We start from the raw sequence: 24,240 nt of genomic DNA on the forward strand, positions 1-24,240 counted from the left end.
GCTCAGTTCTCCTTGAACGGGAAGCCGAGCTTGCGCAGCAGCGCCCGGCCCTCGTCGTCGGTGGTGGCGGTCGTGACGACGGTGACGTCCATACCGCGCGGACGGTCGATGTCGTCGGGGTTGATCTCGTGGAACATCGACTGCTCGTTGAGACCGAACGTGTAGTTGCCGTTGCCGTCGAACTGCTTGCCCGAGAGGCCGCGGAAGTCGCGGATACGGGGCAGCGCGATGGTGAGCAGCCGGTCCAGGAACTCCCACATCCGGTCGCCGCGCAGCGTCACGCGCGCACCGATCGGCTGGCCCTCACGCAGCTTGAACTGCGCGATGGACTTGCGGGCCCGGCGGACCTCCGGCTTCTGACCGGTGATCAGGGAGAGGTCGCGGACCGCGCCCTCGATCAGCTTGCTGTCGCGAGCGGCGTCACCCACACCCATGTTCACGACGACCTTCACGACGCCGGGAATCTGGTGCACGTTGGGGATCGAGAACTCCTTCTGGAGCTCACCCTTGATCTCGTCGCGGTACCGGGTCTTGAGACGCGGCACGATCTTCTCTGCGGTGGTCATGTCAGATGTCCTTGCCGTTCCGGCGCGAAACCCGGACCTTCTTGCCGTCCTCGCCGATGCGGTAGCCCACACGGGTCGGCTTGCCGTCCGAGTCCACGACCATCACGTTCGAGACGTGGATGGGCGCCTCCTGGGTCACGATGCCACCGGACTGCGCACCACGCTGCGTCTGGGTGATCCGGGTGTGCTTCTTGATCCGGTTCACGCCCTCGACCAGCACGCGGTCGCGCTCGGGGTAGGCCTGGATGACCTTGCCCTTGGCGCCCTTGTCCTTGCCGGCGATGACGACGACCGTGTCGCCCTTCTTCACCTTCATCACAGCACCTCCGGCGCGAGCGAAATGATCTTCATGAACTTTCGGTCGCGCAGCTCGCGGCCCACCGGGCCGAAGATGCGGGTGCCACGGGGCTCGTTGTCGTTCTTGATGAGCACAGCGGCGTTCTCGTCGAAGCGGATGTAGGAACCGTCCGGACGACGACGCTCCTTCACCGTGCGGACGATGACGGCCTTGACCACGTCGCCCTTTTTCACCCCGGCAGCCGGGATGGCGTCCTTCACGGTGGCGACGATGATGTCGCCGATACCCGCGTAGCGCCGCCCGGAACCGCCGAGAACACGGATGCAAAGGATCTCCTTCGCACCGGTGTTGTCGGCAACCCGAAGCCGCGACTCCTGCTGGATCACGTCAACTCCTGTATGTCGCGCTGGTTCTCGCTCGCGCGAGCCTTGCGGAACCAAGGACTCCGAAGAGCCCTGCTTACTTGGCCTTCTCCACGACCTGCACCAGGCGCCAGCGCTTCGTCGCCGACAGCGGCCGGGTCTCCATCAGGGTGACCCGGTCGCCCACGCCCGCCTCGTTGTTCTCGTCGTGCACCTTCACCTTGGTGGTGCTGCGGAGAACCTTCGAGTAGCGCGGGTGCTTCTTGCGGTCCTCGAGCTCGACCACGATCGTCTTGTCCATCTTGTCCGAGACGACGTAGCCCTCACGCACCTTGCGGTAGTTGCGCACGACGGTCTCGGTGGTGGGCTCGCTCATGCGGCACCTTCACTCTCGGCGTCGGGGGCCACGGACAGGCCGAGCTCACGCTCGCGCATGACCGTGTAGATCCGCGCGATGTCCGTGCGGACGGTGCGCAGCCGACGGTTGTTGTCCAGCTGCCCGGTCGCCATCTGGAAGCGGAGGTTGAACAGCTCCTCCTTGTACTCCTTCAGACGCAGCACGAGCTCTTCCGCGGTGAGCTCACGAAGCTCGGATGCCTGAGCGGCTCCGCTCGCCATCAGAACTCACCACCTTCACGGGAAACGATGCGGCACTTCATGGGCAGCTTGTGGATCGCGCGACGGAGCGCCTCGCGGGCGGTCTCCTCGTTCGGGAAGCTGATCTCGAACATCACGCGGCCCGGCTTCACGTTGGCGATCCACCACTCGGGCGAACCCTTACCGGAACCCATGCGGGTTTCCGCCGGCTTCTTGGTCAGCGGGCGGTCCGGGTAGATGGTCGTCCACACCTTGCCGCCACGCTTGATGTGACGGGTCATGGCGATACGAGCGGACTCGATCTGCCGGTTCGTCACGTAGCTGTGCTCAAGTGCCTGGATGCCGTACTCGCCGAAGTTGACCTTCGTGCCACCCTTGGCGGCGCCGTGGCGCTTCGGGGAGTGCTGCTTCCGGTGCTTGACCCTGCGCGGGATGAGCACGTCTCAGCCCTCCGTCTTTTCTGCGGTCTCGGCAGCCGGAGCCGCCTCGGTCGCCGCGGGCGCCGCGTCTTCGCTCTTCGCGGCAGCAGCCGCCCGACCGGCTTCGGTCGAGGTCGCCGTCGTGCCCGAGGCGCCGGAACGACGCGGGCGGGACGGGCGGTCACCGCGATCGCGGCGCGGGGCCCGCTCGGCAGCCGCGGCGGCGTCGCGCGCCTCGCGGGCCTTGAGGCCACCCACCAGCTCGCCCTTGTAGATCCACACCTTCACGCCGATGCGACCGAACGTCGTCTTGGCCTCGAAGAAGCCGTAGTCGATGTCGGCGCGCAGCGTGTGCAGCGGGACCCGGCCGTCGCGGTAGTGCTCGGAGCGGGACATCTCGGCACCGCCGAGACGACCGCCGCACTGCACGCGGATGCCCTTGACCTGCGGCGAACGCATGGAAGTCTGGATCGCCTTGCGCATCGCGCGGCGGAACGCCACGCGGTTGCTCAGCTGCTCCGCGACACCCTGGGCCACGAGCTGGGCGTCGGCCTCGGGGTTCTTGACCTCGAGGATGTTCAGCTGGACCTGCTTGCCGGTCAGCTTCTCCAGTGCGCCGCGGATGCGGTCGGCCTCCGCGCCGCGGCGGCCGATGACGATGCCCGGCCGGGCGGTGTGGATGTCGACGCGCACGCGGTCACGGGTGCGCTCGATCTCGACCTTGGAGATGCCGGCGCGCTCCATGCCCGTGGAGAGCAGCTTGCGGATCTTGACGTCCTCGGCCACGTACTCCGCGTACTGCTTGTCGGCGTACCAGCGCGACTTCCAGTCCGTGGTGATACCCAGGCGGAAGCCGTGCGGGTTGATCTTCTGGCCCACTACCGGCCACCTGCCTTCTTCTTGCTCTGCGCCTTCTTCGCGTCGGCCTTCGGACGCGACTCCACCTCGACGGTGATGTGGCTGGTCCGCTTGCGGATCCGGTACGCGCGGCCCTGGGCCCGCGGGCGGATGCGCTTGAGGGTCGGGCCCTCGTCGGCGTACGCGTTCTTGACCCAGAGCGTCTCCGGGTCCAGCTGAAGGTTGTTCTCGGCGTTGGCCACGGCGCTGGCGAGCACCTTCGCGACCGGCCCGCTGGCCGCCTGCGGGGCGAACCGGAGCACGGCCAAGGCGTCGGCGGCGCTACGTCCCTTGATGAGCTCGATCACCCGGCGCACCTTGGTCGGCGAGTCCCGGACGAAGCGAGCCCGCGCGTACGCCGTAGGCAGGGCCTCGGTCGTCGCGTCGTTCTGGGCGTTCATCGCTACTTCCCTTGTCTCTATCTCGTGCCCGCTCAGCGGCGGCGCGACTTGCGGTCGTCCTTGATGTGGCCCTTGAAGGTCCGCGTCGGGGCGAACTCGCCCAGCTTGTGACCCACCATGGCCTCGGTGACGAACACCGGGACGTGCTTGCGGCCGTCGTGCACCGCGATCGTGTGACCCAGGAAGTCCGGGATGATCGTGGAGCGGCGCGACCAGGTCTTGATCACGGTCTTCTTGTTGGCTTCGTTCAGCGCGTCCACCTTCTTGAGCAGGTGGTCGTCCACGAACGGGCCCTTCTTGAGGCTGCGTGGCATGTGCTTCTACCTCCCTGCTCAGCGCTTCTTGCCGGTACGCCGGCGGCGGACGATGAGGGCGTCGGACGGCTTGCGCCGGCGCGTACGGCCCTCGGGCTTACCGTTGGGGTTGACCGGGTGGCGACCACCGGAGGTCTTGCCCTCACCACCACCGTGCGGGTGGTCGACCGGGTTCATGACGACACCGCGGACCGTGGGGCGCTTGCCGCGCCAGCGGTTGCGGCCGGCCTTGCCCCAGTTGATGTTCGCGTGCTCGGAGTTGCCGACCTCGCCGACCGTGGCGCGGTTGCGCACGTCCACGTTGCGGATCTCGCCCGAGGGGAGACGCAGCTGGGCGTACGGACCGTCCTTGGCGACGAGCTGCACGCGGGCGCCGGCGGAGCGGGCCATCTTCGCGCCGCCACCGGGGCGGAGCTCGATCGCGTGCACCACGGTGCCGACCGGGATGTTGCGCAGCGGCAGGTTGTTGCCCGGCTTGATGTCGGCGCGGGGGCCGTTCTCGACGGTGTCGCCCTGCTTCAGCTTGTCCGGCGCGATGATGTAGCGCTTCTCGCCGTCGGCGTAGTGCAGCAGCGCGATGCGCGCGGTGCGGTTGGGGTCGTACTCGATGTGCGCGACCTTGGCCGGCACGCCGTCCTTGTCGTTGCGACGGAAGTCGATGACGCGGTAGGCGCGCTTGTGGCCACCACCCTTGTGGCGGGTGGTGATCTTGCCGGACGAGTTGCGACCGCCCGAACCGCTCAGCGGACGCAGCAGCGACTTCTCCGGCGTGGCGCGGGTGATCTCGGCGAAGTCCGAGACGCTCGAACCGCGACGACCCGGGGTCGTCGGCTTGTACTTGCGGATGCCCATTGTCAGCTCAGTCCTTTACGCGGTGGGTCCGCCGAAGATCTCGATCGCCTTGCTCTCGGGCGAAAGAGTCACGATGGCGCGCTTGGTGTCCTTGCGCTTGCCGAAGCCGGCGCGAGTCCGCTTCCGCTTGCCCTGGCGGTTGGCCGTGTTGACGCTGACCACCTTGACGCCGAACACCTTCTCGACCGCGATCTTGATCTGGGTCTTGTTGGCGTCCGGGCGGACGATGAACGTGTACTTGTGGTCCTCGAGCAGCCCGTAGGACTTCTCGGAGATGACCGGCGCGAGCAGGATGTCGCGGGGGTCCGGAATGGCGACCGAGCTCACTGTTCGTCACTCCCTTCCGAAACCTCGCCCGAACGCGCAGAGGCCTTCACGGCCTTGCCACGAACGGGGCCCGCCACGAACGCGTCGTACGCGGCCTTGGTGAACACGACGTCGTCGTTGACCAGCACGTCGTAGGTGTTGAGCTGGTCGGCCCAGATCAGGTGCACGTACGGCAGGTTCCGCGCGGACACCCAGGTGAGCTCGTCGTCCCGGTGCAGCACCACGAGCACGCGCTTCGCCTGCGTCACGGCGGCGATGGCGGTCTTCGCGGTCTTGGTCGACGGCTTCTCACCCGTGACCAGCTCGGTCACGACGTGCAGCTGACCGGCGCGTGCCCGGTCGGAGAGGGCGCCACGCAGGGCGGCGGCCTTCATCTTCTTCGGGGTGCGCTGCGTGTAGTCGCGCGGCGTGGGGCCGTGGACGACGCCACCGCCGGCGAACTGCGGCGCGCGGGTCGAACCCTGGCGGGCGCGACCGGTGCCCTTCTGCCGGTACGGCTTCTTGCCGCCACCGGAGACCTCACCACGGGTCTTCGTGTCGTGCGTGCCCTGGCGCGCGGCGGCCAGCTGGCCCACCACGACCTGGTGCATCAGCGCGACGTTGGCCTGCACGTCGAAGATCTCGCCGGGGAGATCGACCGTGCCGTCGGCTTTACCGGCCGGGGTCTTCAGCTCGACGCTCGTCATCGTCAGTTACCACCCTTCGCGGCGCTGCGCACGAACAGCAGGCCGCCCTTGGGACCGGGCACAGCGCCCTTGATCAGCAGCAGGCCGTCCTCGGCGCGCACCGCGTGCACGGTCAGGCCCTGCGTGGTGACCCGGTCGTTGCCCATCCGGCCCGCCATCCGCAGGCCCTTGAACACACGGCCCGGCGTCGCGCAGCCACCGATGGAGCCCGGGGCGCGGTGCTTGGCCTGGTTACCGTGGCTCGCGCCCTGGCCCTTGAAGCCGTGGCGCTTCATGACGCCGGCGTAGCCCTTGCCCTTGCTGGTCCCGGTGACGTCGACCGCCGCGCCGGCGTCGAACACCTCGGCGGTGATCTCCTGGCCGACCTCGTAGGTCTCGGCGTCGGTGGTCCGCAGCTCGGCGAGGACGCGACGCGGGGTCACGCCGGCCTTCTCGAAGTGGCCCGTGCGCGGCTTGTTCACCTTGCGCGGGTCGACCGCGCCGAACGCCAGCTGCACGGCCGCGTAGCCGTCCTTGTCCTGGGTCCGAACCTGGGTGACCACGTTCGGACCGGCCTTGACGACGGTGACCGGGACAACCCGGTTCTGCTCGTCGAAGACCTGGGTCATGCCGAGCTTGGTGCCCAGGATGCCCTTAACTTCCCTGTCAGACATGAGAGTCTCTATCTCCGCCGCTCGCCGCGCTCTACTGGATGTTGACGTCGACGCTCGCCGGGAGGTCGATGCGCATGAGCGCGTCCACCGTCTTCGGCGTCGGGTCGAGGATGTCGATCAGACGCTTGTGCGTGCGCATCTCGAAGTGCTCGCGCGAGTCCTTGTACTTGTGCGGCGAGCGGATGACGCAGTAAACGTTCTTCTCGGTGGGCAGCGGCACCGGCCCGACAACACGGGCGCCGGTGCGCGTGACCGTTTCCACGATCTTGCGAGCCGAGGTGTCGATCGCCTCGTGGTCGTAGGCCTTGAGCCGGATGCGGATCTTCTGTCCCGCCATGGTGGCTGCGTTCCTTGTCGTCTCGTGCCGCTTTGTCTCGTCAACCTGGGCCGGGGCCCGGGTTTCAGCAGTTCAACGGCCCTGTCCCCGGTCCACGCGGTCGGGCGTGTCGCGCCCGCCGCACAGACGGATCCCGTGGGATCGTCGTCTTGCCTGGTCTTCCTCTACGTGAGGAGGCCGCGGGCCGGCTGTGGTGCTCGAGCGCCGTCCCTACTGGCCCTTGCCCGCTAGCCTCACCCGAAGGAAGAGCTCCACGGACCGTGGCCACTCGTGCCGGGGCGGCCGGAACCCCCGTCAGTTCAAATCTGTCGATTCGAGAACCGGTAGGAATTCGGCCGCCCCTGGACGAGCAACCTGATTAGTGTCGCACACGTGATTTGACGCCCCTGACCCGGGGGTGTAGTGACCCCCGGGAGGGGCGTCTGAATCACTTGTTGATCTTGGTGACCTGGCCCGCGCCGACGGTCCGGCCACCCTCGCGGATGGCGAACCGCAGACCCTCGTCCATCGCGACCGGCTGGATCAGCTGGACCGAGATGTCCGTGTTGTCGCCCGGCATGACCATCTCGGTGCCCTCGGGGAGGGTCACGACGCCGGTCACGTCGGTGGTGCGGAAGTAGAACTGCGGGCGGTAGTTGTTGAAGAACGGGGTGTGACGGCCACCCTCGTCCTTCGACAGGATGTAGACCCGGCCCTCGAAGTCGGTGTGCGGGGTCGTGGTACCCGGCTTCACGACGACCTGGCCGCGCTCGACGTCCTCACGCTTGATACCGCGGAGCAGGAGGCCGACGTTGTCGCCCGCCTGGCCCGAGTCGAGCAGCTTGCGGAACATCTCGACGCCGGTGACCGTGGTCTTGGTCGACTTCTCGCGGATACCCACGATCTCGACCTCTTCGTTCACGTTGACCTGGCCGCGCTCCACACGACCGGTCACCACGGTGCCGCGGCCGGTGATGGTGAAGACGTCCTCGATCGGCATGAGGAACGGCTTGTCGAGCTCACGCACCGGGTCCGGCACGTTGTCGTCGACGGCGTGCATCAGCTCGAGCACGGCCTCGCCCCACTTGGCGTCGCCCTCGAGGGCCTTGAGGCCGGACACGCGCACGACCGGCGCGTCGTCGCCCGGGAACTCCTGCGAGGACAGCAGCTCACGGACCTCCAGCTCGACGAGCTCGAGGATCTCCTCGTCGTCGACCATGTCGGCCTTGTTCAGCGCCACGACGATGTAGGGCACACCGACCTGGCGGGCGAGCAGCACGTGCTCACGGGTCTGCGGCATCGGGCCGTCGGTCGCCGCGACCACGAGGATCGCGCCGTCCATCTGGGCCGCGCCGGTGATCATGTTCTTGATGTAGTCAGCGTGACCGGGGGCGTCCACGTGGGCGTAGTGGCGCTTCTCGGTCTGGTACTCGACGTGCGAGATGTTGATCGTGATGCCGCGCTGCTTCTCTTCCGGCGCGTTGTCGATCTGGTCGAACGCACGAGCCTCGTTCAGCTCCGGGTACGCGTCGTGCAGCACCTTGGTGATGGCCGCGGTCAGCGTGGTCTTGCCGTGGTCGACGTGACCGATCGTGCCGATGTTGACGTGCGGCTTGCTCCGCTCGAACTTCGCCTTCGCCACTGGAATGTCCTCCTGGACTGGTTTCGCTTCGTGCACGCGGGCCGGCGTGGCTGCCGGCCCGCGATGTTTTCGTCGGTGCTGCGGACGTTCAGGAGAGTTCCCTCAAGCCCGCGAGCGGGAGGGGGATTACTCCCCCGTCGCCTTCGCGATGATTTCCTTCGCGACGTTCGCGGGAACCTCGGCGTAGGAGTCGAACACCATGGAGTAGTTCGCGCGACCCTGGGTGCGAGACCGCAGGTCGCCCACGTAACCGAACATCTCCGACAGCGGCACCAGTGCCTTCACGACACGGGTACCGGCGCGCTCCTCCATGGCCTGGATCTGGCCACGGCGGGAGTTGAGGTCGCCGATCACGTCACCCATGTAGTCCTCGGGCGTCGTGACCTCGACGGCCATCATCGGCTCGAGGATGACCGGGCCGGCCTTCCTCGCGGCTTCCTTCATCGCCATGGAACCGGCGATCTTGAACGCCATCTCCGAAGAGTCGACCTCGTGGTACGCACCGTCCAACAAGGTGAACTTCAACCCGACGAGCGGGTAGCCGGCCAGCACGCCGTACTGCATGGCGTCCTGCGCGCCCGCGTCGACCGACGGGATGTACTCCCGCGGCACGCGACCACCGGTGACCTTGTTGTCGAACTCGTAGAGGGCACCGTCGGTGCTCTCGAGCGGCTCCAGCTTCACGATGACCTTCGCGAACTGGCCGGAACCACCGGTCTGCTTCTTGTGGACGTACTCGAGCTTGTCCACGGTCTTGCGGACGGTCTCGCGGTATGCCACCTGCGGCTTACCGATGTTCGCCTCGACCTTGTAGTCGGACTTCATGCGGTTGACGAGCACCTCGAGGTGGAGCTCGCCCATGCCGGCGATGATCGTCTGCCCGGTCTCCTCGTCGAGCTGGACCTGGAAAGTCGGGTCCTCCTCGGCGAGCTTCTGGATCGCGAGCGACAGCTTCTCCTGGTCGGCCTTCGTCTTCGGCTCGATGGCGACCCGGATCACGGGATCCGGGAAGGTCATCGACTCGAGAACGACCGGGTTCTGCGGGTCGGCCAGCGTGTCACCGGTCGTGGTGTCCTTCAGGCCGATGACCGCGTAGATGTGGCCGGCCTGGGCCTCCTCGACCGGGTTCTCCTTGTTGGAGTGCATCTGGAAGAGCTTGCCGATGCGCTCCTTGCGCTCCTTGGTCGCGTTGACGACCTGGGCGCCTGCGGCGACCTTGCCCGAGTAGACCCGGATGTAGGTCAGCTTGCCGAAGAACGGGTGCGCGGCGATCTTGAACGCGAGCGCGGAGAACGGCTCGTCGACCGAGGGCTTGCGCGAGACCGGGGTCTCACCGTCGGGCAGCGTGCCCTCGACGGCCGGCACGTCCAGCGGGGACGGCAGGTAGTCGATGACCGCGTCCAGCATCGGCTGCACGCCCTTGTTCTTGAAGGCGGAACCGGTGAGCACCGGGTACGCCTCGCGCGCGATCGTGAGCTTGCGGATGCCGGCCTTGATCTGGGCCTCGGTGAGCTCCTCGCCCTCGAGGAACTTCTCCATCAGCGCGTCGTCGGCCTCGGCAACCGTCTCGACGAGCTTCTCGCGGTACTCGGCAGCGCGGTCGGCCAGCTCGGCGGGGATGTCCTCGACCGAGTAGTCCTCACCCTTCTTGACCTCGCCGCGCCAGGTCAGCGCCTTCATGCGGACCAGGTCGATGACACCCTCGAAGTCGTTCTCGGCGCCGATCGGCAGCTGGATGACCAGCGGCCGCGCCCCGAGGCGCTCCTCGATGGTGCGCACGGTGAAGTAGAAGTCCGCACCCAGCTTGTCCATCTTGTTGACGAAGCAGATGCGCGGAACTTCGTACTTGTCCGCCTGCCGCCAGACCTGCTCGGACTGCGGCTCGACACCTTCCTTGCCGTCGAACACGGCAACGGCGCCGTCGAGCACGCGCAGCGAGCGCTCCACCTCGACGGTGAAGTCGACGTGCCCGGGGGTGTCGATGATGTTGATCTGGTGATCGGCCCAGAACGTGGTGGTGGCAGCCGAGGTGATGGTGATACCCCGCTTCTGCTCCTCCTCCATCCAGTCCATGGTGGCGGCGCCGTCGTGGACTTCGCCGATCTTGTAGTTGATCCCGGTGTAGAACAGGATCCGCTCGGTGGTGGTGGTCTTACCGGCGTCGATGTGCGCCATGATGCCGATGTTGCGGACCTTGTTCAGGTCGGTCAGCACTTCACGTGCCACGAGAATGTTCCCCTGTCTCGAACTTGGGGCCCGGCATGGCTTCTATCGGCAGCCGGGCGGTCATCACCAGCGGTAGTGCGCGAAGGCCTTGTTGGACTCGGCCATCTTGTGCGTGTCCTCACGGCGCTTGACGCTGGCGCCAAGGCCGTTGCTCGCGTCGAGCAGCTCGTTCTGCAGGCGCTCGATCATCGTCTTCTCGCGGCGCTGCTGCGAGAAGGAGACCAGCCAGCGGAGGGCGAGCGTGGTGGAGCGACCGGGCTTGACCTCGATCGGCACCTGGTAGGTGGCACCACCGACACGGCGGCTCTTCACCTCGATGGTGGGCTTCACGTTGTCGAGCGCGCGCTTCAGCGTGACGACCGGGTCGGTGCCGGTCTTCTCGCGAGCACCTTCCAGCGCGCCGTACACGATGCGCTCGGCCAGCGACCGCTTCCCGTCCTTCAGCACCTTGTTCACCAGCTGGGTGACCAGCGGCGAGGCGTAGACGGGGTCGGAGATCAACGGCCGCTTCGGGGCCGGACCCTTGCGAGGCATCAGCTCTTCTCCTTCTTCGCGCCGTACCGACTGCGCGCCTGCTTGCGGTTCTTCACGCCCTGCGTGTCGAGGGAACCGCGGATGATCTTGTAGCGAACGCCAGGCAGGTCCTTCACCCGGCCGCCACGCACGAGCACCATCGAGTGCTCCTGCAGGTTGTGGCCTTCACCGGGGATGTACGCCGTGACCTCGATGCCGCTGGTCAGCTTCACACGCGCCACCTTGCGCAGCGCCGAGTTCGGCTTCTTCGGGGTCGTGGTGTACACGCGGGTGCACACGCCACGACGCTGCGGGCTCCCCTTGAGGGCCGCGGTCTTCTGCTTGGCAGCCTTGTCCTGGCGGCCCTTGCGGACCAGCTGCTGGATCGTGGGCAATGGACCAGCTTTCTGTCTGCGATCTTGCTTCTTCGTGTCTTCACCGGCCCCCGCGGTCGGGCGTGTCGGCCCGAGTCACGGTCTCTCGACCGGTAACTTCCCGGAGGGGTTTTCCGTCGGAACCCCACGTGGACGAGGCCGGTGAACCGGGTGCGCAAGCACCCCGCTCATGCCGCACGGCACGCGGAGCGGCCCGACGCCTGCCGGGCACGGTCTCCAAAGATACCCGGCCACCTCGCGGGCGGTCCGGGCGGGGGGTCGGAAGTGACGGTGACCGCCCATCGTAACCCCAGATGGGGGCTGTGCGGGCAATGCCGCGCGAAGGTCCCGTCACTAACAACGTGACGGACGTCCCGCCTATTCCTCGTCGGGCTTCGCGTGGTCGGCCCGCCCGGGGTGGGGGTCGCGCGACAGGTCGATCAGCGGGTGGACGCCGGCCCCCTCAGGCGCGGCGTGACTCCCCCGGGTCTCGTTCGACTCCTCTTCAGGCCGGTCGGCGGTGCCGTTGCCGTCCATGACGCACTCCTCTTGTCGGTTTCCCTGCGAATCGCACCGTACCCAGTTCCACGATCGGGTGACACCGCGGGACCGAACGTCCCTTTGCCGAGGTGATCGACATGCCCGTTATCCAGTGGACGCGCCGGTGACGATGGATCCGTGCCGATCTGGACCATCGCGGTGACCCCCGTCCACCATCCTGACGCGCGCGCGATCCTGCGCGAGTACCTCACCGACGTCGCCGGTCGGTACTGGGGCCGGCCGGCCACCGAGGCCGAGGTGGACCAGGCCCTGGCCGAAGAGCCGAGCGACGACCTCGTCGCCCCGACCGGCGCGTTCCTCATCGCCCGGTTGCCGGACGGCACGATGACCGGCTGCGCCGGCACGCGTGTGGTGCGGCCGGGGCTGAACGAGCTGACCCGGGTGTACGTGCGGCCGGCGCACCGCGGCCGCGGTGGCGGCACGCGGCTCGTCGCGGCGGCCGAGGACGCGGCACGGGCCCTCGGGGCCGACGTGATGCGGCTCGACACCCGGTCCGATCTCGTCGAGGCCCGGGCGCTCTACGCGCGCACGGGATACGCGGAGGTCGAGCCGTTCAACGACGACAAGTACGCGGAGCACTGGTTCGCAAAGGATCTTCGCTGAGTCCGGTGCCCGGCAACGGATTCCGAAAGTCCGGTGTGGACCTTCGACCGTCCACACCGGACTTTCGGGCGGCGCCGGAAGCTTGATCACCACCGGCCGGACGCGGGAGTGGCGCTTTCTCCCGCTTCGGAAAAAATTCACGACTCGCCAGCGCAAATCTGGCAGAAGCGGCATAATCCGCACGTCCGCACACCCGTCTTGTGCACGTGAGGGGGCCGCCGTGTCGGCTGAGATGGATCGTCTCGTCGCCGAGTTCGAGAAGTTCCAGTCCAAGATCAAGCAGGCCGAGGCGCAGTTCGCCAAGGTCGGCGATCTGCAGAACGAGGTGACGGCCCTCGAGGCCGTCGCGATGTCACCCGACCGGGCCATCACGGTCGTCGCCGGCCCCGGCGGCTCGGTGAAGGACATCCGGCTGACGCCCGAAGCGCTGCGCCTGCCGCCGCAGCAACTGGGGTCGAGCATCCTCTCGACCCTGCACCGCGCCGTCGCGGACGCCGCCGTGCAGCAGGCCGGCATCGTCGACGCGCACGTCGGCGCGGCGTTCGGCCTCGACGTCAGCGGCCAGGTGCTCGAGGCCCAGGCCGAAGCGATGGGAACCACGGCGGACCAGCTGAAGTCCCAGACGTCGGAGGAGCAGCCGCCACCGGCGCGTCCGGCACCCCGCCGGCCGGCCCCGAGCGACCCCGACGACGACTTCGGCCAGGGTGTCCTGCGCCGCGACGACCCCCCGGCCGCTCCTCCGCTGCAGCCGCCGGCCCGCCCGGCCGACGACGGCGGCCGGAAGTTCTGGGACCACGAGGAGTACTGATGGGCCACGAAGTAGACCTCCCCGCGCTGCGGAAGTACGCGTCGAGCACGCTGCCCCACTACAAAGACGCGGCCGCCAAGTTCGGCAACCTCGTGGACCAGGCCGACGTGACGGACAAGTCGTGGGGCCTGATCGGGCTCGCGGTGAAGCAGACGTACACAAGCAAGCTGGAGAACCTGCGTGAGCTGCTCGAACTGATGAAGACCGGGGTCGACACGTTCAGCGGGAAGATGAGCCAGGCCGCTGACATCTACGACGGCAAGCAGAAGGACGCCGTCCTCAAGCTCGGCAAGACCAAGGTGACCATCGACGGACCGCTCTGAGCTGGGGGAAGAGATGGCGGACAGCATCGCCGACGGCGTCAAGCTGAAGCAGGACGAAGAGGGCTTCGGCCACAACGCCATGGAGGCGGCCAAGAAAGCGCCGATCGTCGGCAAGGGCGTGGAGGGCGTTTCGAACGCCATCGACAACTACGGTGACGCGGACAGCGTCGGCGACTTCGCCGGTGCCACCGGCCAGATGCTCAAGGACGGCGCGGGCTTCGTCGCCGGCGCGGCGGTCGACGTCGCGAGCTTCGCGCTCGACCCGGTGAACTGGCTGGTCAGCAACGGCCTGAACATGCTCCTCGAGCTGATCTCGCCGCTGCAGGACGCCCTGCACTTCGTGACCGGCGACGGTCCCGCGCTGAAGGACGCCGCAGGCAACTTCAACGAGATCGGCATGGGCTTCATCAAGCTCGGCGAAGACTTCACCGAGAAGGGCCGCGACGAGCTGAAGGGCTGGCTGGGCGACGGCGGCGATGCCGCCCGGAAGGCGCTGGACCAGTTCTCCGAGGGCATCAAGGGCATCGGCTACACCACCGGCGGCGTCGGCGAGACGTTGCAGATGTGGTCGATGGTCATGACCGTGATCGAAGAGGTCGTGAAGGCGATCATCTCCGAGCTGGTCAGCTGGCTGATCTACATCTGGCTGCCCGCGCTCGCCGCTTCCATCGTCAGCCTCGGCTCGTCGGTGGCGGGTGCGATGACGGCGTCGATTGCCAAGGCGGCCAGCGCGTTCACGAAGATCACGAAGCACCTCGGGAAGCTGGGCGAGCTACTGCAGAAGTTCGTGAACTTCCTCGCGAAGTGGAGCGACAACCTGATCAAGGAGGGCTCGAAGCTGAGTCCGTCCGGCCGCGGCGGGATGACACCGGGCGCGGAGAAGGTGGTGGCGAGCGCGTTCGCCAAGGAGAGCGGCACCCGCGGCGCGGCGACCGTCGATGCGCTCGCGGACGCCGCCAAGGCCGGCGGGGACGAGGCCGTCAAGCAGGTGGTCGGGGTCAGCCCGGGTGACTTCGGCAAGGGCTCCGGCACCAACAAGAAGATGGGATTCGACTTCGTGAACAAGGCGATCGACAACGCCAAGGACATCGCCAAGGCCGGCGAAGCGGCCGAATCCGGTTACAGCTCCGACAAGGAGACCCGCGAGAACCTCGACATGGGCGGTTGAGCGGAGTGCTCGGCCCCTGGTTCATCGTCGGCGGCTACGCGCTGGCTTTTGTCCTGCTGTGGCTCGGCACCTGGTTCGAGCGGCGCAGCACGGTCGCGGCTGCGGTGTGCTTCGGGCTCTGCGGTGTCGCGTTCTCCGAAACGTCGCTGTACTGGCTTTCGGCCGGAACGGGCAGCGACGTACCGCAGCTGCTGTGGTTCGCGTTCCCGCTTGCCTTCGCCGCGCTCGTCGCGTGGCGGGGCTGGCGGCAGCGGACGTGGATCGCGAGGATCGCCGGCGCGTCCGAGCGGCAGACGTTCGGCGTGCTCCCCCACCTCGGCCGCGGTGTGGCGCTCGACCACCCGGATCCCGATCCGGTCCGCACGACGGTCGAGTTCGACCTGCGGGGCCACCGGGTGCTGGGCATCGAATACTCGACCACCCCCCGCCGCGAGGACGAGCGGTTCGCCGAGGTCGCCAAGGTCGCGGAGCAGATCGACGCGATCCACTCCGCGGTGCAGCTGCGGATCCCGGCCGTGCCGGCGCTGGTGATTTCACCGAAGACCGGGGCGTTCGAACCGGAACACTTCACCCCGCTGGAAGACGCCCGGATCACCCGCAACTCCTTCGGCTGGCTGAAGCCCGACACCGCGCTGGACACCTTCGAGGCCGGCGCCGAGTTCGACCGCCGGTTCTCGGTGACCACGTCCGACCCCGAGTTCGCCACGGCCGTGCTCACCGACGAGGTCCGCACGCTGATCCTCGACGACCTCTGGTTCCGCGTGCACCAGGTCGCGTTCCACGGCGACGCGATGTGGACCAGCGAGTCGGGTGGGCTGACGGAAGACCGCATGTTCGGCAACTCACGCCGGCTCGCGGTGCTGGCTTCCGCCGTGCCCGCACCGGTCTGGGAAGTGTGGGCGGCCGACGCTGAATTCAGCTCGGCGGCCGCCGGTACCGACACGGGCTACGACGCTTGGTACGGCAAGCGCGGCGGCGCCGTGCGCACCCCGGTGAACCGCTTCCGAGAGGCCGCGGACCGCCAGCCGGTCACCTCGGTGTCGCTGACCACGCGCACGGTGATCGCGGCCGGCCTGGTGGTGGGCTCGTTGTTCCCGATCGCCAACTCGGTGGCTGCGGTCGCCGGCGTGGCACCCGAGGTGCAGCTGACCGTCACCGCGTTCGCCGAAGGCCGGTCGGGCTGCGCAGGGCGCTCCAGCAGCTGCAACAGCAGCTTCCCGCAGGTCAGCGGAACCTACCAGCTCGACGGCACCACCCACGACGTCACCACTTCCTGGTTCGGCGCGCTACCGCGCCGGGGCGACGTCCTCGACGTGGCGATCGGCCCGCTGTGGTGGCACCCGGTGCTGGAGAACAACCGGGCGTCCGTGCTCACCCTGCTCGTCGGCCTCGTCCCGCTGTTGCTCGGTGCGGGCCTCGCCAAGGCGACTTACCGGCCTCGCCCGCCGCGGCGGGTGCGGAAGCTGCGCAAGAGCCGGGAAGCTGCCATCGCCTAGTTGGGCCTCGCCGGCCGGTGGCCGCCCGCCCGGCCGGCGAGGCGAGTCAGGACGCCATGCGAGGCCCGGGAACCCGGCCCCACGTACGACGAAGGCCCCCGGCCGGGGAAACCCGGCCGAAGGCCTTCTTTCGACTGCTCAGCTACGTCCGGCTCAGCGGAAGTCGCGGCCGAAGTCGTAGTCGTCGAGCGGCACGGCGGCGCCGGTGCCCGACCCGAAGACGTCCGGCGTGTAGTAGCCGTCGTCGTAGGACGGGATGGCGTACGCGGCGACGCGCGCCTCCTCGGTCGGCTGGACCTGGATGTTCCGGTACTTGTTGATGCCGGTACCGGCCGGGATCAGCTTACCGATGATCACGTTCTCCTTGAGGCCCACGAGCTTGTCCGAGCGGCCGTTGATGGCCGCGTCGGTCAGGACGCGCGTGGTCTCCTGGAACGAGGCGGCCGACAGCCACGAGTCCGTGGTCAGCGACGCCTTCGTGATGCCCATCAGCACCGGGCGACCCGAAGCCGGCTCGCCACCTTCGGCGACCGCGGCCCGGTTCGTCGCCTCGAACTTCGTGCGCTCGGGCAGCTCGCCCGGCAGGAAGTCCGTGGCACCGGAGTCGATGATCGTCACGCGGCGCAGCATCTGCCGCACGATGACCTCGATGTGCTTGTCGTGGATCGAGACACCCTGCGCCCGGTACACCTTCTGGACCTCGTCGGTGAGGTGCATCTGCGCCTCACGCGGGCCCATCACGCGGAGCACCTCGTGCGGGTCGGGCGTGCCCTCGAGCAGCTGCTGACCGACCGCGACGTGGTCGCCATCGCCCAGCGGGCCGTTCGGGGTGTTGGCGAGCCGCTGCCGCTTGGACAGCTTGTCGAAGACGATCTCCTCCGACCCGTCGTCCGGGATCAGGGTGATCTTCCAGAACCGCTCGCTCTCCTCGATCCGCACGCGGCCGTCGACGTCCGCGATCGGCGCCTTGCCCTTCGGCACGCGAGCCTCGAAGAGCTCCGTGACACGGGGCAGACCGGTCGTGATGTCGTCACCGGCGACACCACCCTGGTGGAACGTACGCATCGTCAGCTGCGTACCCGGCTCACCGATCGACTGGGCGGCGACGATGCCGACGGCCTCGCCGACGTCGACGAGCTGGCCCGTCGCCATCGAGCGGCCGTAGCAGGTCGCACACACACCGACCGCCGACTCGCAGGTCAGCACCGAGCGGACCTTGACCTTCGTGATGCCGCTGGACAGCAGCTTCTCGATGGCCGGGTCGCCCACGTCGTCGCCCGCGTTGAGCACGACGTTGCCCTTGGCGTCCACCGCGTCCGTCGCGAGGTTCCGCGCGTACACACTGGTCTCCACGTGCTGGTCGCGCAGCACCTTGCCGTCGCCGACGTCCTCGCCGACGGTCATGGTGATACCGCGCGTTGTGCCGCAGTCGATCTCGCGGACGATGACGTCCTGCGAGACGTCCACCAGACGACGGGTCAGGTAACCCGAGTCGGCGGTACGCAGAGCGGTGTCCGCCAGACCCTTCCGGGCACCGTGCGTGGCGATGAAGTACTCCGCCACCGACAGGCCCTCACGGAAGTTGGACTTGATCGGGCGCGGGATGTACTCACCCTTCGGGTTCGACACCAGGCCACGCATGCCGGCCAGCGACCGGACCTGCGTCATGTTGCCCGCCGCGCCCGACTTCACGATCATCGCGATCGGGTTGTCGTCCGGCAGCGCCGTCTCCATGATCTTGTGGACCTCTTCGGTGGCCTGCGTCCACACCTTGACGAGCTCGTTGTTGCGCTCGGAATGCGACAGCTGACCACGCTGGTACCGCTTCTCGACCTGGTCGGCCTTGGCCTCGTACTCGTCGAGGATGGCCTTCTTTCCGGCGGGCACGAGCACGTCGGAGATGGCCACCGTGACGCCCGAGCGGGTCGCCCAGTAGAAGCCGGCGTCCTTCAGCTTGTCCAGCGTCTGGGCCACCTGCGTCATCGAGTAGCGCTCGGCGAGGTCGTTCACGATCGCGGCCTGCCGCTTCTTCGGCATCGGCTCGTTCACGAACGGGTAGTCCGCCGGCAGCAGGTCGTTGAACGTGACGCGGCCAAGGGTCGTCTCGGCCAGCCACGTCTTGCCCGGCTCCCAGCCTTCCTCGGCCAGCCGCGCCTCTTCCGACTTCGGCGGCTGCCGGTCGGTGATGCGGATCTTGATCGGGGCGTGCAGGCTCAGCGCCTTGCGGTCGAACGCCATGATCGCCTCGGCCGGCGACGAGTACGCGTTGCCCGCACCCACGGCCTTCTCGTCGAGGCGAGTCAGGTGGAACAGGCCCGTGACCATGTCCAGTCGCGGCATGGCGAGCGGACGGCCCGACGCCGGCGACAGGATGTTGTTCGCCGACAGCATCAGGATCCGGGCCTCGGCCTGCGCCTCGGCCGACAGCGGCAGGTGCACCGCCATCTGGTCACCGTCGAAGTCCGCGTTGAACGCCTCGCAGACCAGCGGGTGCAGCTGGATGGCCTTGCCTTCCACCAGCTGCGGCTCGAAGGCCTGGATGCCGAGGCGGTGCAGGGTCGGCGCGCGGTTCAGCATCACCGGGTGGCCGGTGATGACCTCTTCGAGCACGTCCCACACCTGCGGGCGCGAGCGCTCCACCATCCGCTTGGCGGACTTGATGTTCTGCGCGTGGTTCAGGTCGACCAGCCGCTTCATGACGAACGGCTTGAACAGCTCGAGCGCCATGTCCTTCGGCAGACCGCACTGGTGCAGCTTCAGCTGCGGACCGACGATGATGACCGAACGGCCCGAGTAGTCGACGCGCTTGCCGAGCAGGTTCTGGCGGAACCGACCCTGCTTGCCCTTGAGCAGGTCGGACAGCGACTTCAGCGGCCGGTTGCCCGGGCCGGTGACCGGACGGCCGCGGCGGCCGTTGTCGAACAGCGCGTCGACGGCCTCCTGCAGCATCCGCTTCTCGTTGTTGACGATGATCTCGGGCGCGCCGAGGTCGATCAGCCGCTTGAGGCGGTTGTTGCGGTTGATCACGCGGCGGTACAGGTCGTTCAGGTCCGACGTCGCGAAGCGGCCACCGTCGAGCTGCACCATCGGGCGCAGGTCCGGCGGGATGACCGGGACGGCGTCGAGCACCATGCCGCGCGGGTCGTTGCCGGTCGCCTGGAAGGCGGCCACGACCTTGAGGCGCTTGAGGGCGCGCAGCTTCTTCTGGCCCTTGCCGTTGCGGATGGTGTCGCGCAGGCTGTCGGCCTCCGCGGACACGTCGAACTCGGTGGCCAGCTTCTGGATGGCCTCCGCGCCCATGCCGCCGGTGAAGTACTCGCCGTAGCGGTCGATCAGCTCGCGGTACAGCAGCTCGTCGGCGATCAGCTGGCGCGGCTCGAGCTTCGTGAAGGTCGTCCAGACCTCCTCGAGACGGTCGAGCTCACGGCCGGCGCGGTCGCGCAGCTGGCGCATCTCGCGCTCGCCGCCCTCCTTGACCTTGCGGCGGACGTCGGACTTGGCGCCCTCCGCCTCCAGCTCGGCCAGGTCGGCTTCCAGCTTCTGCGCGCGGGCCTCGATGTCGGCGTCGCGCTTCGTCTCCAGGTTCTTGCGCTCGACGCCGATCTCGTTCTCGAGGGTCGGCAGGTCGTTGTGGCGCAGCTCCGTGTTCACGCCGGTGATGACGTAAGCAGCGAAGTAGATGATCTTCTCGAGGTCCTTGGGCGCCAGGTCCAGCAGGTAACCCAGGCGCGACGGGACACCCTTGAAGTACCAGATGTGGGTGACCGGCGCGGCCAGCTCGATGTGGCCCATCCGCTCACGACGCACCTTGGCGCGAGTGACCTCGACGCCGCAGCGCTCGCAGATGATGCCCTTGAAGCGCACGCGCTTGTACTTGCCGCAGTAGCACTCCCAGTCCCGGGTCGGACCGAAGATCTTCTCGCAGAAGAGACCGTCCTTCTCGGGCTTGAGGGTCCGGTAGTTGATGGTCTCCGGCTTCTTGACCTCGCCGTAGGACCACTGACGGATGTCGTCGGCAGTGGCGAGGCCAATGCGGAGCTCATCGAAGAAGTTGACGTCCAGCACGTCTAAATCCCCTTGGGGTTGTCTCGGCTAGAGGAGGGATCGGCGGTGGAGCGGGGACCCACGGGAGGCAGGTCCCCGCTCGACACCGGTCAGTGAACGACGTCGTCGACGCTGGGCGACTCGTTGCGGGACAGGTTGATGCCGAGGTTCGCGGCGGCGCGCTCGAGGTCCTCGTCGTCGGAGTCGCGCATCTCGATCGCCGCACCGTCGCTGGAGAGCACCTCGACGTTGAGGCACAGCGACTGGAGCTCCTTGAGGAGCACCTTGAACGACTCCGGGATGCCCGGCTCGGGGATGTTCTCCCCCTTGACGATGGCCTCGTACACCTTCACGCGGCCCACCACGTCGTCCGACTTGATCGTGAGCAGCTCCTGCAGCGTGTAAGCCGCGCCGTAGGCCTGCATCGCCCAGCACTCCATCTCACCGAAGCGCTGGCCACCGAACTGCGCCTTACCACCCAGCGGCTGCTGCGTGATCATCGAGTACGGGCCGGTGGAGCGGGCGTGGATCTTGTCGTCGACCAGGTGGTGCAGCTTCAGGATGTACATGTAGCCGACGGACACCGGGTACGGGTACGGCTCGCCGGAGCGGCCGTCGAACAGCGTGGCCTTGCCGTTCTCCTTGACCATGCGCTCGCCGTCGCGGTTGGGCTTGGTCGAGCCGAGCAGGCCGGTGAGCTCCTCCTCCTTCGCGCCGTCGAACACCGGGGTGGCGGTGTTCGTGTTCGGCGCGACGTCGTGGAGTTCCTCGGAGAGGTTCTTGGCCCATTCCGGGTTGCCCTCGATCGTCCAGCCCTGCGACGCCAGCCAGCCCAGGTGCAGCTCGAGGATCTGGCCGATGTTCATCCGTCGCGGCACACCGTGGGTGTTCAGGATGATGTCGACCGGGGTGCCGTCCTCCATGAACGGCATGTCCTCGACCGGCAGGATCTTGCCGATGACACCCTTGTTCCCGTGCCGGCCGGCGAGCTTGTCGCCCGGCTGGATCTTGCGCTTCTGGGCCACGTAGACGCGGACCAGCTCGTTGACACCCGGGGGCAGCTCGTCGTCGTCCTCGCGCGAGAACACGCGGATGCCGATGACCTTGCCGGTCTCGCCGTGCGGCACCTTCAGGGAGGTGTCGCGGACCTCGCGGGCCTTCTCGCCGAAGATCGCGCGGAGCAGGCGCTCCTCCGGGGTCAGCTCCGTCTCGCCCTTCGGCGTGACCTTGCCGACCAGGATGTCGCCGTCACGGACCTCGGCACCGATGCGGATGATGCCGCGCTCGTCGAGGTCGGCGAGGACCTCCTCGGAGACGTTCGGGATGTCCCGGGTGATCTCCTCGGCGCCCAGCTTGGTGTCGCGGGCGTCGATCTCGTGCTCCTCGATGTGGATCGACGTGAGCACGTCGTCCTGCACCAGGCGCTCGGAGAGGATGATCGCGTCCTCGTAGTTGTGGCCCTCCCACGGCATGACCGCCACGAGCAGGTTCTTGCCGAGTGCCATCTCACCGTTCTCGGTGGACGGGCCGTCGGCGATGACCTGGCCCTTCTCGACCCGGTCGCCTTCGTTGACGATCGGGCGGTGGTTGAAGCACGTGCCGTGGTTGGAGCGGCGGAACTTGTACAGTCCGTAGCTCTTCCGCGTGCCGTCGTCGTGCATGATCGTGATGATGTCCGCGGACAGCTCCTCGACCACGCCGGCCTGCTCGGCCACGAGGACGTCACCGGCGTCGACGGCGGCGCGCAGCTCCACACCCGTGCCCACGTACGGGGCCTGGTTGCGCAGCAGCGGCACGGCCTGGCGCTGCATGTTCGCGCCCATCAGCGCGCGGTTCGCGTCGTCGTGCTCGAGGAACGGGATCATCGCGGTGGCGACGGAGACCATCTGCCGCGGCGACACGTCCATGTAGTCGATCTCGAGCGGGTCGATCAGCTCGACCTCGCCGCCCTTGCGGCGACCGAGGACCTTGTCCTCCTCGAAGTGACCGTCGTCGGTCAGCGGCGCGTTGGCCTGCGCCTTGACGTAGCGGTCTTCCTCGTCGGCGGTCAGGTAGTCGACCTGGTCGGTGACCTGGCCCTCGACGACCTTCCGGTACGGCGTCTCGATGAAGCCGAACGGGTTGACCCGCGCGTAGGAGCACAGCGAACCGATCAGGCCGATGTTCGGGCCTTCCGGCGTCTCGATCGGGCACATGCGGCCGTAGTGCGACGGGTGGACGTCGCGGACCTCCATGCCGGCGCGCTCACGCGACAGACCACCCGGGCCCAGCGCCGACAGGCGGCGCTTGTGGGTCAGGCCCGACAGCGGGTTGTTCTGGTCCATGAACTGCGACAGCTGCGAGGTGCCGAAGAACTCCTTGATCGCCGCGCCGATCGGGCGGATGTTGATCAGGGTCTGCGGCGTGATGGCCTCGACGTCCTGCGTGGTCATGCGCTCGCGGACGACGCGCTCGGTGCGGGAGAGGCCGACCCGGATCTGGTTCTGGATCAGCTCGCCGACCGTGCGCAGGCGGCGGTTGCCGAAGTGGTCGATGTCGTCGGTCTCGACGGGCACCTCGACACCGGCCGAGCTCGTCATCTTGTCCTCGCCCGCGTGGAGGCGGACCAAGTACTCGATGGCGGAGACGATGTCCTCTTCGGTCAGGGTGCCGGTGTCGTACGGCGTGTCGAGACCGAGCTTCTTGTTGACCTTGTAGCGGCCGACCTTGGCCAGGTCGTAGCGCTTCGGCTTGAAGAACAGGTTCTCCAGCAGCGTCTGCGCACTCTCCTTCGTGGGCGGCTCGCCCGGACGGAGCTTGCGGTAGATGTCGAGCAGCGCTTCGTCGGTGCCGGCGGTGTGGTCCTTCTCGAGGGTCGCCAGCAGCGTCTCCGAGAAGGAGAAGCGCTCGCGGATCGCCTCAGTGGTCCAGCCGAGCGCCTTCAGCAGCACGGTGACCGGCTGGCGGCGCTTGCGGTCGATGCGGACGCCGACGGTGTCGCGCTTGTCGACGTCGAACTCGAGCCACGCGCCGCGGCTCGGGATCACGCGCACGCTGAAGACGTCCTTGTCGGTCGTCTTGTCGACACTGCTGTCGAAGTACACGCCCGGAGAACGCACGAGCTGGGACACGACGACCCGCTCGGTGCCGTTGATGATGAAGGTGCCCTTGTCGGTCATCACCGGGAAATCGCCCAGGAAGACCGTCTGGCTCTTGATCTCGCCGGTGTTGTTGTTGACGAACTCGGCGGTGACGAACAGCGGCGCCGCGTAGGTCATGTCCTTGTCCTTGCACTCCTCGATCGAGGCCTTGACCTCGTCGAAGCGCGGAGCGGAGAAGGACAGCGACATGGAACCGGAGAAGTCCTCGATCGGCGAGATCTCGTTGAGGACCTCCTCCAGGCCGCCGACCGGGTTCTCTTCACCTTCGTTGACACGGCGCTCGAACCACGCCTCGTCGCCGGTGAACCACTGGAACGACTGGATCTGCACGTCCAGCAGGTTGGGGGTGGAAAGGGGTTCGCGAATCTTTGCGAAGGAGACCCGCTTGGGCGCTCCGGGGATACCCGTGGACTCCGAGCGGGATACAGCCGAGGTGGTCGCAGCAGTGGCCTGGTTCGCGGGAGAGACTGCCAAGATGCGTCCTTCCGGGGACAATGAGCGGTGAGCAGCCGCGATGGCAACAGCTGTCGCGGACTGTCAGGGGTGCCGTGTGCCCACTATCCTAACTACCGGCTCCGGGCAGCCTGAAAGAGGGCAGCGCAAAGAGGCAGTCTAGCCCGAACGACGCGGTCTGTCCAGGGGGCGCTCCCGACG

The 24,240-nt window shown here is 67.7% G+C and carries 26 protein-coding genes; 5 read left to right on the forward strand and 21 right to left on the reverse strand.

Features of this window, described 5'->3' with window-relative positions; all coding sequences use genetic code 11:
• Nucleotides 1-2: 2 nt before the first annotated feature.
• The 19 genes from rplE to I6J71_RS40670 form a co-directional block, all read right to left on the reverse strand.
• Nucleotides 3-566: a 50S ribosomal protein L5 gene (gene rplE / locus I6J71_RS40580; RefSeq protein ID WP_204091699.1), complete on the reverse strand. Its 564-nt coding sequence runs from the start codon at nt 564-566 to the stop codon at nt 3-5.
• 1 nt (nt 567) lies between these two features.
• Entirely contained in the window at nt 568-882 is a 315-nt protein-coding gene (gene rplX, locus I6J71_RS40585; protein WP_204091700.1) for a 50S ribosomal protein L24, read from the reverse strand.
• Nucleotides 882-1,250: a 50S ribosomal protein L14 gene (gene rplN / locus I6J71_RS40590; RefSeq protein ID WP_004558867.1), complete on the reverse strand. Its 369-nt coding sequence runs from the start codon at nt 1,248-1,250 to the stop codon at nt 882-884. Before rplN ends, rplX begins: the two co-directional genes overlap by 1 nt.
• A gap of 73 nt (nt 1,251-1,323) precedes the next feature.
• On the reverse strand, nt 1,324-1,602 hold the full coding sequence (gene rpsQ, locus I6J71_RS40595; RefSeq protein WP_204091701.1) for a 30S ribosomal protein S17: 279 nt from the start codon (nt 1,600-1,602) through the stop codon (nt 1,324-1,326).
• A complete protein-coding gene (gene rpmC, locus I6J71_RS40600) occupies nt 1,599-1,844 on the reverse strand; it encodes a 50S ribosomal protein L29 (protein ID WP_204091702.1) in 246 nt (81 codons plus the stop codon). Before rpmC ends, rpsQ begins: the two co-directional genes overlap by 4 nt.
• Nucleotides 1,844-2,263 (reverse strand): 50S ribosomal protein L16, encoded by a 420-nt coding sequence (gene rplP, locus I6J71_RS40605; RefSeq protein ID WP_204091703.1) that lies wholly within the window; start codon nt 2,261-2,263, stop codon nt 1,844-1,846. The genes rpmC and rplP overlap by 1 nt, the downstream gene beginning before the upstream one ends.
• 3 nt (nt 2,264-2,266) lie before the next feature.
• Nucleotides 2,267-3,121, reverse strand: coding sequence for a 30S ribosomal protein S3 (gene rpsC, locus I6J71_RS40610; RefSeq protein WP_204091704.1), 855 nt, complete (start codon nt 3,119-3,121; stop codon nt 2,267-2,269).
• Nucleotides 3,121-3,540 carry a 50S ribosomal protein L22 gene (gene rplV / locus I6J71_RS40615; protein ID WP_204091705.1) on the reverse strand — a complete coding sequence of 140 codons (420 nt, stop codon included), beginning with the start codon at nt 3,538-3,540 and terminating at the stop codon, nt 3,121-3,123. Before rplV ends, rpsC begins: the two co-directional genes overlap by 1 nt.
• A 32-nt stretch (nt 3,541-3,572) precedes the next feature.
• Complete coding sequence (gene rpsS / locus I6J71_RS40620) at nt 3,573-3,854, reverse strand: 30S ribosomal protein S19 (protein ID WP_153035997.1); 282 nt, start codon at nt 3,852-3,854, stop codon at nt 3,573-3,575.
• A gap of 18 nt (nt 3,855-3,872) precedes the next feature.
• Nucleotides 3,873-4,706: a 50S ribosomal protein L2 gene (gene rplB, locus I6J71_RS40625; RefSeq protein WP_204091706.1), complete on the reverse strand. Its 834-nt coding sequence runs from the start codon at nt 4,704-4,706 to the stop codon at nt 3,873-3,875.
• 15 nt (nt 4,707-4,721) lie between these two features.
• The gene (gene rplW, locus I6J71_RS40630) at nt 4,722-5,033 is read right to left on the reverse strand and encodes a 50S ribosomal protein L23 (protein WP_003102087.1); all 312 of its coding nucleotides are present in this window, start codon (nt 5,031-5,033) and stop codon (nt 4,722-4,724) included.
• The gene (rplD, locus tag I6J71_RS40635; protein WP_204091707.1) at nt 5,030-5,719 is read right to left on the reverse strand and encodes a 50S ribosomal protein L4; all 690 of its coding nucleotides are present in this window, start codon (nt 5,717-5,719) and stop codon (nt 5,030-5,032) included. The genes rplW and rplD overlap by 4 nt, the downstream gene beginning before the upstream one ends.
• Nucleotides 5,720-5,721: 2 nt before the next feature.
• Complete coding sequence (gene rplC / locus I6J71_RS40640) at nt 5,722-6,372, reverse strand: 50S ribosomal protein L3 (RefSeq protein ID WP_204091708.1); 651 nt, start codon at nt 6,370-6,372, stop codon at nt 5,722-5,724.
• Nucleotides 6,373-6,403: 31 nt separating this feature from the next.
• Nucleotides 6,404-6,709: a 30S ribosomal protein S10 gene (rpsJ, locus tag I6J71_RS40645; protein WP_003102098.1), complete on the reverse strand. Its 306-nt coding sequence runs from the start codon at nt 6,707-6,709 to the stop codon at nt 6,404-6,406.
• A 427-nt stretch (nt 6,710-7,136) separates the two neighbouring features.
• The gene (gene tuf, locus I6J71_RS40650) at nt 7,137-8,330 is read right to left on the reverse strand and encodes an elongation factor Tu (RefSeq protein WP_204091709.1); all 1,194 of its coding nucleotides are present in this window, start codon (nt 8,328-8,330) and stop codon (nt 7,137-7,139) included.
• Between the two features lie 126 nt (nt 8,331-8,456).
• Nucleotides 8,457-10,556, reverse strand: a complete 2,100-nt coding sequence (gene fusA / locus I6J71_RS40655; RefSeq protein WP_204091710.1) for an elongation factor G — start codon at nt 10,554-10,556, stop codon at nt 8,457-8,459.
• Between the two features lie 63 nt (nt 10,557-10,619).
• The gene (gene rpsG / locus I6J71_RS40660) at nt 10,620-11,090 is read right to left on the reverse strand and encodes a 30S ribosomal protein S7 (RefSeq protein ID WP_009072291.1); all 471 of its coding nucleotides are present in this window, start codon (nt 11,088-11,090) and stop codon (nt 10,620-10,622) included.
• Complete coding sequence (gene rpsL, locus I6J71_RS40665; protein ID WP_003102113.1) at nt 11,090-11,464, reverse strand: 30S ribosomal protein S12; 375 nt, start codon at nt 11,462-11,464, stop codon at nt 11,090-11,092. The genes rpsG and rpsL overlap by 1 nt, the downstream gene beginning before the upstream one ends.
• 357 nt (nt 11,465-11,821) lie before the next feature.
• On the reverse strand, nt 11,822-11,980 hold the full coding sequence (locus I6J71_RS40670) for a hypothetical protein (RefSeq protein ID WP_204091711.1): 159 nt from the start codon (nt 11,978-11,980) through the stop codon (nt 11,822-11,824).
• 141 nt (nt 11,981-12,121) lie between these two features.
• Between I6J71_RS40670 and I6J71_RS40675 the strand changes: the two genes are divergently transcribed.
• From I6J71_RS40675 to I6J71_RS40695, 5 genes are all read left to right on the forward strand, one after another.
• Nucleotides 12,122-12,607, forward strand: a complete 486-nt coding sequence (locus I6J71_RS40675) for a GNAT family N-acetyltransferase (RefSeq protein WP_370542044.1) — start codon at nt 12,122-12,124, stop codon at nt 12,605-12,607.
• A 220-nt stretch (nt 12,608-12,827) separates the two neighbouring features.
• Complete coding sequence (locus I6J71_RS40680; RefSeq protein ID WP_204091712.1) at nt 12,828-13,415, forward strand: YbaB/EbfC family nucleoid-associated protein; 588 nt, start codon at nt 12,828-12,830, stop codon at nt 13,413-13,415.
• Entirely contained in the window at nt 13,415-13,738 is a 324-nt protein-coding gene (locus tag I6J71_RS40685; RefSeq protein ID WP_204091713.1) for a hypothetical protein, read from the forward strand. Before I6J71_RS40680 ends, I6J71_RS40685 begins: the two co-directional genes overlap by 1 nt.
• 13 nt (nt 13,739-13,751) lie before the next feature.
• Nucleotides 13,752-14,906 carry a hypothetical protein gene (locus I6J71_RS40690; RefSeq protein ID WP_239154192.1) on the forward strand — a complete coding sequence of 385 codons (1,155 nt, stop codon included), beginning with the start codon at nt 13,752-13,754 and terminating at the stop codon, nt 14,904-14,906.
• Nucleotides 14,907-14,911: 5 nt separating this feature from the next.
• On the forward strand, nt 14,912-16,402 hold the full coding sequence (locus tag I6J71_RS40695; protein WP_239155560.1) for a hypothetical protein: 1,491 nt from the start codon (nt 14,912-14,914) through the stop codon (nt 16,400-16,402).
• Between the two features lie 153 nt (nt 16,403-16,555).
• Here I6J71_RS40695 and I6J71_RS40700 read toward each other — a convergent pair whose 3' ends face one another.
• Nucleotides 16,556-20,467 carry a DNA-directed RNA polymerase subunit beta' gene (locus I6J71_RS40700; RefSeq protein ID WP_204091715.1) on the reverse strand — a complete coding sequence of 1,304 codons (3,912 nt, stop codon included), beginning with the start codon at nt 20,465-20,467 and terminating at the stop codon, nt 16,556-16,558.
• An 89-nt stretch (nt 20,468-20,556) separates the two neighbouring features.
• Nucleotides 20,557-24,060 carry a DNA-directed RNA polymerase subunit beta gene (locus I6J71_RS40705; protein WP_204091716.1) on the reverse strand — a complete coding sequence of 1,168 codons (3,504 nt, stop codon included), beginning with the start codon at nt 24,058-24,060 and terminating at the stop codon, nt 20,557-20,559.
• Nucleotides 24,061-24,240 lie beyond the last annotated feature (180 nt).

The organism is Amycolatopsis sp. FDAARGOS 1241 (genome assembly GCF_016889705.1).
Classification (GTDB): domain Bacteria; phylum Actinomycetota; class Actinomycetes; order Mycobacteriales; family Pseudonocardiaceae; genus Amycolatopsis.

What these genes read in the sequence shown, in the direction of transcription:
- rplX (WP_204091700.1), bottom strand. Translation starts at nt 882, where the DNA reads ATGAAGGTGAAGAAGGGCGACACGGTCGTCGTCATCGCCGGCAAGGAC.
- rplV (WP_204091705.1), bottom strand. Translation starts at nt 3,540, where the DNA reads ATGAACGCCCAGAACGACGCGACGACCGAGGCCCTGCCTACGGCGTAC.
- rpsS (WP_153035997.1), bottom strand. Translation starts at nt 3,854, where the DNA reads ATGCCACGCAGCCTCAAGAAGGGCCCGTTCGTGGACGACCACCTGCTC.
- I6J71_RS40685 (WP_204091713.1), top strand. Translation starts at nt 13,415, where the DNA reads ATGGGCCACGAAGTAGACCTCCCCGCGCTGCGGAAGTACGCGTCGAGC.
- rpsJ (WP_003102098.1), bottom strand. Translation starts at nt 6,709, where the DNA reads ATGGCGGGACAGAAGATCCGCATCCGGCTCAAGGCCTACGACCACGAG.
- rpsQ (WP_204091701.1), bottom strand. Translation starts at nt 1,602, where the DNA reads ATGAGCGAGCCCACCACCGAGACCGTCGTGCGCAACTACCGCAAGGTG.
- I6J71_RS40670 (WP_204091711.1), bottom strand. Translation starts at nt 11,980, where the DNA reads ATGGACGGCAACGGCACCGCCGACCGGCCTGAAGAGGAGTCGAACGAG.
- rplD (WP_204091707.1), bottom strand. Translation starts at nt 5,719, where the DNA reads ATGACGAGCGTCGAGCTGAAGACCCCGGCCGGTAAAGCCGACGGCACG.
- rplE (WP_204091699.1), bottom strand. Translation starts at nt 566, where the DNA reads ATGACCACCGCAGAGAAGATCGTGCCGCGTCTCAAGACCCGGTACCGC.
- rpsG (WP_009072291.1), bottom strand. Translation starts at nt 11,090, where the DNA reads ATGCCTCGCAAGGGTCCGGCCCCGAAGCGGCCGTTGATCTCCGACCCC.
- rplC (WP_204091708.1), bottom strand. Translation starts at nt 6,372, where the DNA reads ATGTCTGACAGGGAAGTTAAGGGCATCCTGGGCACCAAGCTCGGCATG.
- I6J71_RS40690 (WP_239154192.1), top strand. Translation starts at nt 13,752, where the DNA reads ATGGCGGACAGCATCGCCGACGGCGTCAAGCTGAAGCAGGACGAAGAG.
- rplB (WP_204091706.1), bottom strand. Translation starts at nt 4,706, where the DNA reads ATGGGCATCCGCAAGTACAAGCCGACGACCCCGGGTCGTCGCGGTTCG.
- rpmC (WP_204091702.1), bottom strand. Translation starts at nt 1,844, where the DNA reads ATGGCGAGCGGAGCCGCTCAGGCATCCGAGCTTCGTGAGCTCACCGCG.